The organism is Kitasatospora sp. NPDC058162, assembly GCF_042884005.1.
Taxonomy (GTDB): Bacteria; Actinomycetota; Actinomycetes; order Streptomycetales; family Streptomycetaceae; genus Kitasatospora.
This window is the reverse complement of sequence record NZ_JBHVUS010000010.1, coordinates 77,551-90,253: the sequence shown is the minus strand read 5'-3', so window position 1 is coordinate 90,253 and position 12,703 is coordinate 77,551. Positions and strand designations below refer to the sequence as shown.

The window sequence follows — 12,703 nt, the reverse complement described above, 5'->3', positions numbered from 1 at the left end:
CGCTCGGCCGGGCTCAGTCGGTGGTGGGGGAGGGGGTGGCGGCGGGGGTCGGGTGCCACGGGCGGTCGGGGCGGGTCTGGACGGGGGCGGAGGTGAGGCGCAGGGCGTACACGTCGTGGTCCGGGGCCGGGGAGGGGACCGGACCGAGGTACTCGTGACCGGTCAGGTGGCACCAGGCGGGGAGGTCGAGCGGGGCGGCCGGGTCGGTCGTCAGGATGTGGACCACCGCGCCCGCCGGAAGGTGGGCGATCTGCTTGCGCAGGCGGAGCAGCAGTTGGACGCAGAGCAGGCCGGTGCCGTCGACGGTGAGGTCGGGGGCGGTGTCGTCGGAGGCAGTGTTCGCGGAGGCGGCGGCGTTGTGGACGGCGTCGTCGGGGGTGGTCATCGGGGGATCTCCTGGGTGATGCGCCAGAGGCGGCGGGGCAGGTCGCCCTCCTCGAAGGGGTGGACCTCGGTGAGGTGCCAGCCCTCGGCGAGCCGGTCCACCAGCTCGCGGGGGAAGAAGTGGACGGCGAAGCCGCCGTGTTCCCAGATGTCGTCCCCGTGGCCGGTGCCGGCGCCGTAGTGGGCGTCGCCGGTGTGGCGGACGGTGTAGACGAAGGTGCCGCCCGGGCGCAGGACCCGGCGGACTTCGGCGACTACTGCCTCTAGCTCGGGTGTGGTGAGCGCCATGCAGAGCAGCATGTGGGCGAAGACCGCATCGACGGAGGCGTCGGGCAGGGGCAGCGGGTCGCGGACGTCGTGCACGGTGGTGCGGACCCGCGCGGCCAAGCCCCGTTCGGTGGCGGCGGTGCGCAATTGGTCCAGGCCGGTCGGGCTGAAATCGGTGGCCAGGACGGAGAAGCCGGTGCGGGCGAAGTGGAGGGCGTCCCGGCCGTGGCCGGCGCCCAGTTCGAGCACCTCGCGGGCGCCGGCGGCGGCGAAGGCCCGGGCGGCGTACCGGGCGGGGGCGGACGGCTGCTCGCCGTACATCCCGGGGTGGGAGCCGTACGTCCGTTGCCAGTGGGCGCGTTGGGCCTCGGCGAGGGCGGGCTCCCGGCGCGGCGACGCGGCGGGCGTCGGGTCGGGAGTGCGGGTCATGGCGCTGTGCTGCCCTTCGCGGGGGTGCGTCGTGGTGCGGGTGAGTCTGGTGGTGCAGGTGGTGCGGGCGTTCCGGGTCCAGCCTAGGGCCTGGGGATGTGGCGGTGTTCGGGGGCGGTGCCGCCGAGGCGGGTGAGCAGGGCGGAGAGCTGGGTGAGGTCCTCGCTGCTCCACTGGCCGGGGGCGAAGTGGTCGGTGGCGACCTGACGGGCGGTGTGCAGCATCTCGGCGAGCCGCTCGCGGCCGGTCGGGGTGAGGGCGGCGTAGGCGACCCGGGCGTCACGGGCGGCGGCCTCGCGGGTCACCAGGCCGATCCGCTCCAGCGGGGCGAGGCCGCGGGTCACGCCGGAGGCGGTGAGGCCGAGGGCCTCGGCGAGGTCGACCCGGCGCATCCGGCCGCCGGGGGCCTGGGCCAGGTGCAGCAGCAGGGTGAAGTCGGACAGGCTCACGCCGTGCAGGCCGCTGAGGCTCGCGTCGAAGCGCTTGACCACGGCGGTCTGGGCGCGGACCAGGCGCAGGGCGGTGTCGAGCGGGTCGGGCCGGGGGTCGGCGCCGGGGTCGGTGACCTGGTCGGTCGCAGGGTCGGGGCCGGTGCCGGGGCCGGTGCCGGGGTTGGTGCTGGGGTTCGTGGGGCTTGTCATTGCCACCTCCTTGACTGCTCAAGTATAGGCATGCGCGGAGCCGTCAAGGAGATGGCAGAGGGGGGAGGGGCTCGGTCAGCCGGTGGTGTTGGCGGCGCGGCGCTGCCGCTTGCCGAGGGGCGCCTGGGAGAGGTCCTCGGCCTGGGAGCGGAGGTTCTTGTAGCCGTAGCCGCGGTCCGTCAGCCAGGACTGCGCCGCCTGCTCGGCCCGCTCGGTGGCCTCCAGGATGTCCTCCTCGGCCTCGCCCGCGTCCAGGAAGCGGAAGGTGAAGGCGGTGCGTGCGGTGAGGTCGTAGCTGAGGTGGCCCTCGCGGGTGAAGGCGGCGTGCAGGACGTCGTGCTCGGGGGCGGCGGCGAGGAGTTCGGCGCGCTGCTCGTCGCTGAGGGCGTCGAAGACGCCGCGCACCATGATGCGGAAGGTTCGGGTGGTCATGCCCCGACGATAGGCAGTGGGGGCGGCGGATCGCCAATGCGATTTCGCGGTCGGGAGGGGCAGGGGCGGGGCGGGCAGGGTTCACCGGCGGTGGGTCGGGGCGGGGAGGCCTGCCGTGAAGGACTCGACCGCGTCGGCGAGGGCGGCGGGGGCTTCCAGCGGGAGCAGGTGGCCGGCGCCGGGGACGACCGTGAGGAGGGCGTGCGGGAGGTGGGGGAGCAGGTGGGTGCGGAGCAGGCCCGCCGGTTCGACCCGGTCGTGGCGGCCCGTCAGGACCAGGGTGGGTACCCGGATCCGGGCACTGGCGGCGGTGATGTCGGTGGCGAGGCCGTGCAGCGGCCACTCCTCGCGGGCCGGGGCGTCGGCGGCCAGGCTGTCGCGGACCGCCGCGGCGCGGACCTCCGGCGGCAGCGGGGCGGCGGTCAGGACGTGGTCGAGGGCGTGGCCCGCGGACTGCGGCGAGTCGTAGGCGTGGGCGAGTGCCTGCCGGTGGTCGAGGGTGGCGGTGGGGGCCGGGCGCGGCGGGGCGGGGGCGACCAGGACGAGCCCGGCCAGGCCCTCCGGCCGTCGCGCGGCGGCGAGTTGGCACACCTTGCCGCCCATGGAGTGGCCGACCAGGACGAAGCGCTCCAGGCCGAGCCGACGGGTGACGGCGAGGAGGTCCTCGGCGAGCTGCTCCAGGTGGTACGGGCCGGGCAGCGCGCGGGACCGGCCCCAGCCGCGCTGGTCGTAGCGCACGGTGCTGCGGCCGGGTGGCAGGTGGTCGACGAACGCGTCCCAGGTACGGGCCGAGCCACCCCAGTAGTGGGCCAGGACCAGGGCGGGGCCGCCCGGGCCCTGGTGTCGGCCCTGGCGCTGGACGTGGAGGGTGCCGCCGTCGACGGGGACGGCGACGGGGACGGGGACGGGAACTGGGGCGTCGGCAGGGGTGAGACGGCTGGTGGATTCCGGCAGCATGGTGGTCTCCTCGGAGTGGGTGGTCCTCGGAGGCTACGGTCGGGAGCGGGCCTGAGGCCCGGTCGAAAGGTGCACGGTGATGGTGGAAAACGGACAGGCGCCCGGAATCCGGCAGGTGCGGTACAGCCCGGAGGCCGGGTCGGCGGGGTTCGGGGTGGAGGTGCTGAGCTTCGAGCGGCTGCGCCGGATGGACCGGGCCCGGCGCCGGGAGCGGCCGCAGCGACCGGACTTCCACGTGCTGGCGTTGGTGCGGTCGGGCAGCGGTCGGCAGGTGGCGGACTTCGTCGACCATCCGCTCGGGGAGCGGAGCGTGGTCTGGATCCGCCCGGGTGTGGTGCACCGGTGGGCGGAGGTCGACGGGGTGGACGGGCCGCTGGTGCTGTTCGAGCCGGAGGTCCTGGCGGGAGTGGTCGGGGCGGACGGGGTTGCGGGCGTGGGCGGGGTTGCGGGCGTGGGCGGGGTTGCGGGGGTGGCTGGGGCTGCCGCGTTCGGGGCGTCCTGCTGGCAAGTGGGGGAGGAGGACTGGGGATTGGTGCTGGCCGGGGTCGAGCACCTGGCGCAGGAGCACGCGGCGGTGGTGGCCCGGGAGGAGCCCTTCTCCAGGGCGTTGCTCGGGCACCTGCTGGCGGCGCTGCTGCTCCGGGTGGGCCCGCCCGAGTCGGTACGGCCGTCGGCGGCGGCCGGTGACCGGGAGGTCTTCCGGCGGTACTGTACGGCGGTCGAGGAGGGCTTCACCGGGCGGCACCACGTCGCCGACTACGCCCGCGAACTCGGCTACACGGTGCGGACCTTGACCAGGGCGAGCCGTGCGGCCAGTGGGCTCGGGGCGAAGCGCCTCCTGGACGAGCGCATCCTGCTGGAGGCCAAGCGGTTGCTGGCGCACACGGACCTGCCGCTGGCCCGGTGCGCGGAGCGGGTCGGCTTCGACGACGCCGCCAACTTCGCCGCCTTCTTCCGACGGCTCGCCGGGGAGTCGCCCGGCCGCTGGCGTGAGGCCGCGGCCGGGCGCTGAACCGGTGGGGATTCCTTGATGGAGGTCAGCGGGCGAAGGGGCCGAAGACGGTGGCCGCCAGGCGCAGGGCCTGGGGCGGCGTGCCGCCGCTGGAGCCGACGGAGTAGACCAGGCGCTTGCGCAGGTCCGGGGTGGCGAAGTAGCCGCCGGAGTAGCCGAGGTCGTGCCCGGTCTTGCCCCAGACCACGGTGCCGTCCTGCAGCAGGAGGGACAGCAGCCCGGCGCTGTAGCAGGCCTTGCCCTTGTCCGGCCCCAACTGGCAGTCGCCGGTGCCGTGGTAGGGCAGCAGCTGCCCGGAGGCGTCGCGCGGCAGGGTGAACAGGTCGTGCAACTGCTGCGGGGGCAGGAGCTCGCCGTCGAACAGGGCGCGCAGGAAGCGGTCCAGGTCGGCCGGGGTGGAGATCATCGACTCGGAGTTGCCACCCTGCTCGGAGACGTCCGTCGGGACGCCGGCGTTGCTGTCGAGGTATCCGGTCAGGTGCGGTTCGGGCATCTGCGGCGCGCCCCCGGTCAGTTCGGTGTGCCGCAGGTGGAGGGGGTCGAGGATGCGGGTGCTCACCTCCTGCTGGAGCGAGTGGCCCGTCACGCGTTCGACGAGCAGGCCGGCCAGGCGGTAGTTGAAGTTGTTGTACTCCTGTTCGGTGCCGGGCGCTGTCGGCACGGGCCAGGGCCGGTCGGTGGGCCGCAGGGTGCGCTGGACGACCTCGTCGAAGGTCTCGATCGCGAAGCGCTGGGCGATCAGGCCGTCGTGGTCGCCGTCCTTGACACCTGCCGGGCCCTCGACGGCCTGCGGCAGTCCGCTCGTGTGGTCGAGGAGTTGGCGGACGGTGACCGGCTGGTAGACCGGGCTGCCGCCCGCGCCGTCGGGCAGCACCCCGGGCAGGTACTGCTGGACGGTGCCGTCCAGGTCGATCCGCTGCTCGGCGGCCAGCTGGAGCACCACGGCGGCCACGAAGGTCTTGTTGATGCTGCCGATCCGGAAGGCGGTGTTCGGTGCGACCGGCTGCCCGCTCACCGGGTCGTCGGCCGTACCGCGCCAGGTCCGGCCGTCGACCGTCACCCGGGCGAGCGCACCCGCGGTGGGATCTCCTGGTCGGGCGGCTATGGCGGCGTCGAGGGCGGCTCGGTCCGGGCCGGCTCCGGGCGCGGTGCCGTCGGCCAGGGCAGCCGTGGGCGTGGCGGCGAGGAGCAGGCCGGCGAGGGCGAGGGCGGTGCGCTTGGCGATGGACATGGGTTCTCCGGGGCTGGTGGGGTTGGTGGGTTCTGCGGTGTCAGCCTTGGAGGGAAGCGTTGTGGCGTCAAGTCAGTTCTGTCCTCCGGCAATCGGTCGTCAGGCGTTCCGGTTCGGTGCCGCGGTCGGGGAACCGGCGGTCGGTGGCGGGCGTCGTGGACGGGGCGGCACTTCGGTCGCGTGGGTGTGGACGGGCGTGGGCGGGTGTGGATGGGTGTTGAGTCGGTGCGGTCGGTGCGATCGGTGCGTCACGGGCATGGTTCGCCTCGGTGGTTCCGGGCCGGTGGCCCGCTGGTGCTCGCGGGTGTGGGCTGGCTGTGCAGCGTGCCGACGCTCATCGCGGACGATGGCGTCCGGGCGCTGGTGAGCCGCTGTCAGGACAGTCCGGGCGCGGCCGCGTACGTACTGCCGTTGGCCTGGGCGGGCCTGGTGCTGGGGGTCGTCGCGGTGGGCTGGGGTGGTCGGCAGCTCGTTGCGTCCGGGCGGCGGAAGGCGTTGCGGACCGGTCTGGGGCAGCTGGCGCTCTGGGTGGTGCTGCCGGTCGCGGCCGTCGCGGTGCCGTTCCAGTACGCGCTGGCGCAGACTGCGGCCCACGACAGCGGCTACCAGCACAGCAGGTGCTTCGGCCTGGGTCAGGGGGCGGACGGGGTGGGCAGTTCGACGGAGTGGACGGCGAAGCCACCGCCGGTGACGGGGGCGAAGGGGGCCAGCGCCATGCAGGTGCCGACGACGGGCTGGTAGGGATTGCCGTCCTTGTCCACGTCCGCATTGCCGACGCCCCAGGAGAAGCCGAGGCGGTCCCGCCCGTGGCCGTGGGCGTCGTAGACGCTCAGGCCTATGCGCTGGCCGACCGGCATGACGTCGGACTTGGTGATCACGGCCGTCAGGGTGGCGACGGGGCCGCCGGTGGCGAGGCAGTCGACGGTGGCATCGGCCTCGTGGACCTCGGTGGTCCCGACCACGTGGTGGGAGAAGTGGACGGTGCCCCGGGCATCGGTGGGCAGTCCGTGCGGGATGCCGGGGAGCGGGCGGCTGTTGGGGGCACCCTCCGCGTCGACGGTGAAGCGGATGTCGTCGTCCGGGCGGAGGGCGTAGTGGATCCGGCCGGAACCGCTGACCCGGGCGGTGGCGCTGGCGGTGGCGGTGGTGGTGGTGGTCGGGTCGGTGGAGGCGGCCGCTCCTGCCGGGGCGGATGCCGTGACCGCCACGACGGCGAGCCCCGCGAGGGCGGCCGCGGCGGTACGGGCGGCCCGGGTGCGGAAGGTGCGGGCGGTACGGAGGGCGGAGGTGGTACGGAGAGTGCGGAACACGGTGGAGGCCCCCCTTCTGCGGCGGCCCCGGTGGCCGCCGTCTCGGTGACTCCAAGACTGATCGCTGACGACCCCTCCGCGCATGTGCCGATCGGCATAATGCGATCACCGATTCCGGCGTCCGACCCTGCCGATCGGCAGGGTCGGACCGGGAGTCCGTCCCGCGGCTACGCCCGGGCCGGCAGCCGGGTGCAGACCGCCCCCGTCGCCAGCGGCGTATCCCCGGCGCCCAGTGCGGCCAGGGTGAAGTCCGTGGTCAGCGCGTTGATGTCGGCGCTCTGCCGGACCAGGTAGTGGCTTCCGCCGGGCACCTCGTACCGCGCGAGGTCGGGCGCGACCTGCCGGGCGCGCAGCGCGTACTCCAGGGACTGGGCCGCGTTGGCCGCGCTGTGGTCGGCGGTGCCGTGCACGATCAGCACCCGCCGTCCGGCGAGCTGGTCGACCCGGTCACCGGTGGGCAGCCAGGGGGCGATCCCGGCCACCCCGACGACGTTCGGGTGGCCCGCGCACCAGAACGCGGCCCGCCCGCCGAGCGAGTTGCCGACGAGCACCACCGGCGCGCCCGGGTAGCGGCGGTCGAGTTCGTCGAGTGCCCAGCGGGTGTCGACCGCGGTGTCGGCGTCGGCGCCGTTCCAGCCGCTGTAGCGGTAGCGCAGTAGGTGCACCGCCATCCCGTGCGGACGGCCGCGGTCGGTGAGTTCGATGGCGAGCCCCTGCAGGCCGAGTTCGGCGATCCGCAGTGGTCCGAGCTTGCTCCGGATGAACCCGCCGGGCAGCAGCAGGGCGACGCCGGAGACCGGTCCGTCGCCCTCCCACGGGGTGAGCTGTGCGGTGTGCGGGCGCTGCGCTCGGAACACGCCGGTCCTTCCTGGGGGACGGTCAGGGGGTGACGGTCGGGAGATGACGGTCGGGGTGGTGGTGTCCGGAGGGGACAGCCGGATTCTACGGTTCCGGCGGCGGGTCGCGGTGCGTGAGGAGGGACCGCAGGATCCGACGAGCGGCCGTGCGGGCGCGTGCGGCCGGGCGCTGAGGCTCACCCGGTCGGGTGAGCGTGGACGGTGGTGCCGCGACGGGTCGAGCTCGTCCCCTCGTCAACTTGGCCAAAGCAAACCGAAGTTGGCCTAGCCGCGACCCCGGCGGCCGCTCTCGGGGTTCGTCCCGTTCCGCTCGGCCGCCCGGGAGCGCCCGGCCAGCAGCTCCTGCATGCTCGGGAGCCGCCGCCGCTGCTGCGTGGGCGGGGCGATCGACTGCTGCCGGGGCTCCGGGACCGGGCCGAGGCCGGCCTTGGCGACCGCGTCGGCCAGGAAGTCCGAGGCCTGCCGCCGGGCGTTGTCCACGCTGCGCCGCAGCTGTTCGGCGTCGCCGCGCAGCTTGTCGGCCTGACGGCTCAGCAGGTCGTCGCGCTGCTCGGTCTCGCCGAGCTGCTGGAGGCTGGCCGCGGCCCGCGCGGCGGACTCCCGTTCGAGCTGCTCGCCGCGGGCCCGGGCGTCCGCGATGATCTGCTGCGCCGCGGACTCGGTGCGGGTCCGGATGTCGGTCACGTCCTGCTCGGCCTGGCGGCGGAGGAAGGTGGCCTCGGCCTCGAACTGCTCGCGAAGCCGGGCGACTTCGGTACGGGCGCTCTCGAGCAGGGCGTCCGCCTCCTGGCGGCGGGCCAGGACGTACGGGTCCGGTTCGGCGGTGTGGGCGTCCAGGAGGGTGGGCCGGTGCCCGGCGGCCCGTTGCGGCTCGGCGATCCGGCGCAGGCGTTCGGCCACGCCGTCCGCGTCGGCCGGGCGGTGGGCCGGGTCCTTGGCGAGCAGGCCGAGCACCAGCGCGTCGAGTTCGGCCGGCAGCCCGGGCCGCAGGGCGCTCGGGGCGGTCGGCGGGACTTCGCCGTGCCGGCGGATCAGCTCGTACAGGGTGCCGCTGAACGGCGTTCGGCCGGTCAGGAGTTCGTGCAGCAGGCAGCCGAAGGCGTAGAGGTCGGAGCGGGCGTCGAGGGCGCGGTTCTCGAAGCGTTCGGGGGCCATGTAGGCGGGCGTGCCGACGATCACGTTGGTGCTGGTCACGCCGTCGTCGGCGGTGCCGGTGCGGGCGATGCCGAAGTCGACCACCTTGACCGTACCGGCGGACTGGACCATCACGTTGGCCGGTTTGACGTCCCGGTGGACGACCCCGGCCCGGTGCGCGGTGGCCAGTGCCCCGGCGATCTGGGCGGCCCAGTCGAGCGCCCGGAGCAGCGGCGGCGGCCCGTCGGCCAGGTGACGGCTGAGCGGGGCGCCGTCGAGCAACTCCATGACCAGGAAGAACAGCGGGCGCTCGGCGGTGCGGTGCTGCCCGAAGTCGTGCACGGTGACGATGGACGGGTGGTTGAGCGCGCCGGCTGTGGCCACCTCCCGGGCGAACCGGGCGGCGTCCTTGGCGGAGCCGGTGGCGCCGGGGAGCATCACCTTGACGGCGACGAGGCGTCGGATGCGTGCGTCCCGGGCCTTCCAGACCGCGCCGAAGGCGCCCTCGCCGATCTGCTCGACCAGTTCGTACCGCCCGTCGAGTACCTCGCCCGGCTGCATCCCCCGCCCCTTCCGCGATCCGGCGCCCGTGCCCCGGTCCCGCTTCAACCTACCCCGGGGGCAAGGCCGTTCGGCACCCTCCTCGGTGGGGCGACGGCCGAGGTCGTGAGGTGCCGCGTCCGAGGGGCGCAGTGCCGACGCTCACTCGATCCACGACCCGCACACCGGCGAACTCCATTCGCTCGCCTTCCGGTACGGCTCGGACCACGTGCAGCTCAACGTGATGGACCGGGGGCGGCCTGACCGGGTTGCTCGAGGCCGGCTCCCCACGGGGGTGGGAGCCAGCCGCGGGCAACCGGGGAAATGCCGGTGCGGACGGGCCGCGGCGGGGGTAGGGTCCGCCGGTGACTGGTGATCGTGGGGGAATCGTGGAGACCGGCGCCGCCGAGCCGGGGCCTGGGGCGGAGCTGGAGTCGGGACCGGAGCCCGGGCCCGAGGCCGAAGGCCGGAAGCCGCGGGTGGGCCTGCAAGTCGCCCTAGCGGTCGTCCTGGTGGGGGCGTTGTTCGCCGGCCTCTGGTACCTGACCGGGGACGGCCGCGGCCTCGCGCCGAACAACGAGCCGGCGAAGTGCAGTCCGGCGAAGCCGACGGACTCGGCCAGGTACCCGGCGCTGTGCGCCGCGCTCAACCGCCCCGACCTGCCGGTGCTGATGGGCGTGCCGAAGGAGCGGGTACTGGCGGCCCAGCCCGGGATGACCCTGGGCGGCGGTCCGGGCCCGGACAAGGACGGCTACGGCGCGGCGGAGGTGCAGTTCAACGAGCTCTACGTGCAACTCGCGGACAGCACGGACATCGACGTGGACGACTACGCCCGGCTCTACCCGCCGGCGGACCCGCGCGCACCCGTGCTCGGGCACAAGGCGCTGTTCTACCGCACCCCCACGATGACGCTGTCCTTCTCCCTCGGCGGCGGCAAGTCCACCGCGGGCACCGGCGCCCCCGCCCACGCGCTCGCCGTCGCGAAGAACCCGGACGGGACCGGCGGCAGCTTCGAGCTCAGCGTCTGGCGCAAGGACTCCCTGCCGATCGACGACGCCGCCCTCTACCGCCTCGCCGAGGCGGTACTGCCGGGCCTCCCTGGCTGGGCGGCGGGCTGACGCGGCCGCGGCCGACGAGGAGGGGGCGCAGATGCTGGTGACCCTGACCGGCGGGGCCGGCGCGGGCAAGACGACCCTGGCCGCGGCGCTGGCGGCCATAGTCGGGCCCGAGCGGGTGCGGGTGCTGCACGGGGACGACTACTACTTCGCCGAGCCCGGGCAGGGCGGTGTGTGGGCGTCGGACGAGGCCGGGGTGCCCCGGCTGGACGTGGGGGATCCGGGCTCGGTGGACGGCGCGCGGCTCGCCGGTGACGTCGACGCCGCGCTCGCGCGGGCCCGGGTGGTGGTCGTGGAGGGGCTGTTCGCCCGCCGGGTCGCCCCGCAGCGCCCCTGTCGCCGGTTCGACGTCTTCGTCGACCTGGCGGCGGACCTCCGGCTGGTGCGCAAGATCGATCGCAAGTGCGTCGGGGGCGGCTTCCCGCTGGAGGTGCTGCTGCGCAACTACGTGCTGCACCGGCGGGCCGCCCACGAGCGCCACGTCGAGCCGCTGCGGCGGGGGTGCGACCTGGTGGTCGACGGTGCGCGGGCTCCGGAGATGCTGGCCGGGCAGGTGTGGGCGGCGGCGCGCGGGGCTGCGGCGTCCAGGGCTGATGGGTGTGGGGCTGGTGGACGAGGGGCTGGTGGGTGTGGGGCCGCTGGGCGTGATTCGTAACGATCGCGCCGGTCAGGGCCTCCCATGCGCAGGGAAGGGAGGGGTTTTCCCTGCTCTTTGTTTAGGATCTTGTCCCGTTCTGCGACGATCCGATGATCGTCGCCCTACTGCGGGGGCGGCGCTTCGCAGGGGAGAGACGGGCATGGCCAAGGGGCCCGCGGACGGCGTCGTCCGGGCGAGGACGAGGTGGCTGGCCGGACTCGCCAGGCACAAGGAGACCGGGCCGGTGGTGGCCGGCGGTGTGCTGGGGGCCCTGTTCGCGAGCATGGGCCTGGCCGTGCTGCTGGGCCCCGCGAACGGGTTCGGCGGCGCCAGCCTCCGGTACATGGGCGCCATCAGCATCCTCGGCCTGCTGCCCTGCGGCGCCGGTTTCGTCTGGGCGCTGATCCACCCCAGGCGCGGGCTCCCCGCGGCGGCCGTCGGCACCGTGCTGGGGCTGGGGATCTTCCTCGGCTTCGCCGGGGACGGCCTCAACGACTCCTGGAAGGCCCCGGCGGACCACCCGGCCACCGTCCGCGCCATCGGCAGCTGGACCAACGGCAGCCTGGTGGTGCGGGTCCGCCCCGACCAGGTGGTGGCCTACCGCAGTGGCGGCGGGTCGGTCGCCTGGCAGTGGACGCCGCCGGGCTCCGACTCGGTGTGCACGATGAGCCGGGGGATCGGCGCGGGCGGCATCGGCCTGGTCGGGCACTCGCCGCCCGGCAAGCCCTGCGCGGCGGTGACCTCGCTGGACCTCGCGGACGGCAAGCAGGGCTGGACCGCCACCGTGAACGCGCCCGCCCGGGACGGGGACACCGCGGACTCCGACCTCGTCGCGGTGGCGGGCACCCAGGCCGTGCTGCAGGGCACCGACGGCTGGCGGGCCGTACGGCTGACCGACGGCCGGGAGCTGTGGCGCAGCGCGCCCGACGCCGGGTGCACCCCGATCGAGGTCGCGGGCGGGGGCCAGGACGTGGTGACGGCCGCGGAGTGCGGTGACGGGACGGCGGTCGTGCGCACCGTGGCGCCCGGGGACGGGCAGGGGCGGACGCGGGCCGCCATGCCGGCCGAGGGCGGGCTCAAGAACTTCATGGTGGTGTCCGTCGACCCGCTCGCGGTCTGGGTCGACGCCCAGGCCGAGCACGGCACCCACGCGGTGCTCAGCTTCGACCGCGCCGGGAAGCAGCGGGCCGCGATAGCGGTCTCCGGCGACGAGTACGACCTGGACGTGATGCTGGGCGGCGTCCACGCCTTCGACGAGTTCACCGCCCGGCCGCTGCTCGGCGGGGTGGTGGTCGGGGACCTGTTCATCGTGCCGGGGGAGAGGCAGGGCGACGTCAGCATCAGCGGCGGCCCGCACCCGAGCCGCACGGCCACCGGCCGGCTGGTCGCGTACTCCCTCGCGGACGGCACCCGGCAGTGGACGGCGGGCCTGGACGACCAGGTGACGGGCGTGCTGGTCGACGGGACGTCGGTGTGGGCGATGACCCGCGACAAGCTGACCCGGATCGACGCCGCGACCGGCCGGCAGAGCCGCGAGCTGGACGTCAACGACACCGCCTCGCTGTACCCGGTGGACCTCTCGGCGGCGGGCCGGGAGCAGTTCACGGTGGTCGCCGAGGACGGGACCAGGGACGAGCCGCCGGTCCGGGGGATCAGCTGAGGGGGCCGGACGCGACCCGAGGGCACGGCTGGGCCGGCCTGCGTGGACCTCGGCGCCGGCCCCTGCAGCGTCCAGACCAGAGGTGCGACTAGCAGCA

13 protein-coding genes are annotated in these 12,703 nt (G+C 74.8%); 4 read left to right on the top strand and 9 right to left on the bottom strand.

Annotation, left to right across the window (positions count from 1 at the left end; all coding sequences use genetic code 11):
* Positions 1-13 precede the first annotated feature (13 nt).
* The 5 genes from ACFVXG_RS21130 to ACFVXG_RS21110 all read right to left on the bottom strand — a co-directional run bounded on the left by ACFVXG_RS21130 (position 14) and on the right by ACFVXG_RS21110 (position 3,110).
* Positions 14-385 (bottom strand): sulfurtransferase TusA family protein, encoded by a 372-nt coding sequence (locus ACFVXG_RS21130; protein WP_387929610.1) that lies wholly within the window; start codon positions 383-385, stop codon positions 14-16.
* Positions 382-1,080 carry a class I SAM-dependent methyltransferase gene (locus ACFVXG_RS21125; protein WP_387929608.1) on the bottom strand — a complete coding sequence of 233 codons (699 nt, stop codon included), beginning with the start codon at positions 1,078-1,080 and terminating at the stop codon, positions 382-384. Before ACFVXG_RS21125 ends, ACFVXG_RS21130 begins: the two co-directional genes overlap by 4 nt.
* Before the next feature lie 83 nt (positions 1,081-1,163).
* A complete protein-coding gene (locus ACFVXG_RS21120) occupies positions 1,164-1,721 on the bottom strand; it encodes a MarR family winged helix-turn-helix transcriptional regulator (RefSeq protein WP_387929606.1) in 558 nt (185 codons plus the stop codon).
* 75 nt (positions 1,722-1,796) lie between these two features.
* Positions 1,797-2,153 (bottom strand): DUF6204 family protein, encoded by a 357-nt coding sequence (locus tag ACFVXG_RS21115; protein WP_387929604.1) that lies wholly within the window; start codon positions 2,151-2,153, stop codon positions 1,797-1,799.
* A gap of 81 nt (positions 2,154-2,234) precedes the next feature.
* Positions 2,235-3,110: an alpha/beta fold hydrolase gene (locus tag ACFVXG_RS21110; RefSeq protein ID WP_387929603.1), complete on the bottom strand. Its 876-nt coding sequence runs from the start codon at positions 3,108-3,110 to the stop codon at positions 2,235-2,237.
* 79 nt (positions 3,111-3,189) lie between these two features.
* Here ACFVXG_RS21110 and ACFVXG_RS21105 point away from each other — a divergent pair, with 79 nt between their 5' ends.
* On the top strand, positions 3,190-4,122 hold the full coding sequence (locus tag ACFVXG_RS21105) for a helix-turn-helix domain-containing protein (RefSeq protein ID WP_387929601.1): 933 nt from the start codon (positions 3,190-3,192) through the stop codon (positions 4,120-4,122).
* A gap of 25 nt (positions 4,123-4,147) precedes the next feature.
* Here the strand turns inward: ACFVXG_RS21105 and ACFVXG_RS21100 are convergent, their stop codons facing one another.
* The 4 genes from ACFVXG_RS21100 to ACFVXG_RS21085 all read right to left on the bottom strand — a co-directional run bounded on the left by ACFVXG_RS21100 (position 4,148) and on the right by ACFVXG_RS21085 (position 9,215).
* On the bottom strand, positions 4,148-5,353 hold the full coding sequence (locus ACFVXG_RS21100; protein ID WP_387929599.1) for a serine hydrolase domain-containing protein: 1,206 nt from the start codon (positions 5,351-5,353) through the stop codon (positions 4,148-4,150).
* 632 nt (positions 5,354-5,985) lie between these two features.
* Positions 5,986-6,663: a hypothetical protein gene (locus tag ACFVXG_RS21095; protein WP_387929597.1), complete on the bottom strand. Its 678-nt coding sequence runs from the start codon at positions 6,661-6,663 to the stop codon at positions 5,986-5,988.
* Between the two features lie 167 nt (positions 6,664-6,830).
* Positions 6,831-7,520 carry an alpha/beta hydrolase gene (locus tag ACFVXG_RS21090; protein ID WP_387929596.1) on the bottom strand — a complete coding sequence of 230 codons (690 nt, stop codon included), beginning with the start codon at positions 7,518-7,520 and terminating at the stop codon, positions 6,831-6,833.
* A gap of 264 nt (positions 7,521-7,784) precedes the next feature.
* Positions 7,785-9,215, bottom strand: coding sequence for a protein kinase (locus ACFVXG_RS21085; RefSeq protein ID WP_387929594.1), 1,431 nt, complete (start codon positions 9,213-9,215; stop codon positions 7,785-7,787).
* A gap of 344 nt (positions 9,216-9,559) precedes the next feature.
* Between ACFVXG_RS21085 and ACFVXG_RS21080 the strand changes: the two genes are divergently transcribed.
* From ACFVXG_RS21080 to ACFVXG_RS21070, 3 genes are all read left to right on the top strand, one after another.
* Complete coding sequence (locus ACFVXG_RS21080; protein ID WP_387929592.1) at positions 9,560-10,312, top strand: DUF6215 domain-containing protein; 753 nt, start codon at positions 9,560-9,562, stop codon at positions 10,310-10,312.
* Positions 10,313-10,343: 31 nt separating this feature from the next.
* On the top strand, positions 10,344-10,964 hold the full coding sequence (locus ACFVXG_RS21075; protein ID WP_387929591.1) for a hypothetical protein: 621 nt from the start codon (positions 10,344-10,346) through the stop codon (positions 10,962-10,964).
* A 142-nt stretch (positions 10,965-11,106) separates the two neighbouring features.
* The gene (locus ACFVXG_RS21070) at positions 11,107-12,606 is read left to right on the top strand and encodes a PQQ-binding-like beta-propeller repeat protein (RefSeq protein WP_387929590.1); all 1,500 of its coding nucleotides are present in this window, start codon (positions 11,107-11,109) and stop codon (positions 12,604-12,606) included.
* Positions 12,607-12,703 lie beyond the last annotated feature (97 nt).

Excerpts from the sequence above, each read along its gene's own strand:
- ACFVXG_RS21130 (WP_387929610.1), bottom strand. The coding sequence starts at position 385 with ATGACCACCCCCGACGACGCCGTCCACAACGCCGCCGCCTCCGCGAAC.
- ACFVXG_RS21125 (WP_387929608.1), bottom strand. The coding sequence starts at position 1,080 with ATGACCCGCACTCCCGACCCGACGCCCGCCGCGTCGCCGCGCCGGGAG.
- ACFVXG_RS21120 (WP_387929606.1), bottom strand. The coding sequence starts at position 1,721 with ATGACAAGCCCCACGAACCCCAGCACCAACCCCGGCACCGGCCCCGGC.
- ACFVXG_RS21115 (WP_387929604.1), bottom strand. The coding sequence starts at position 2,153 with ATGACCACCCGAACCTTCCGCATCATGGTGCGCGGCGTCTTCGACGCC.
- ACFVXG_RS21110 (WP_387929603.1), bottom strand. The coding sequence starts at position 3,110 with ATGCTGCCGGAATCCACCAGCCGTCTCACCCCTGCCGACGCCCCAGTT.
- ACFVXG_RS21105 (WP_387929601.1), top strand. The coding sequence starts at position 3,190 with ATGGTGGAAAACGGACAGGCGCCCGGAATCCGGCAGGTGCGGTACAGC.
- ACFVXG_RS21100 (WP_387929599.1), bottom strand. The coding sequence starts at position 5,353 with ATGTCCATCGCCAAGCGCACCGCCCTCGCCCTCGCCGGCCTGCTCCTC.
- ACFVXG_RS21085 (WP_387929594.1), bottom strand. The coding sequence starts at position 9,215 with ATGCAGCCGGGCGAGGTACTCGACGGGCGGTACGAACTGGTCGAGCAG.
- ACFVXG_RS21075 (WP_387929591.1), top strand. The coding sequence starts at position 10,344 with ATGCTGGTGACCCTGACCGGCGGGGCCGGCGCGGGCAAGACGACCCTG.
- ACFVXG_RS21070 (WP_387929590.1), top strand. The coding sequence starts at position 11,107 with ATGGCCAAGGGGCCCGCGGACGGCGTCGTCCGGGCGAGGACGAGGTGG.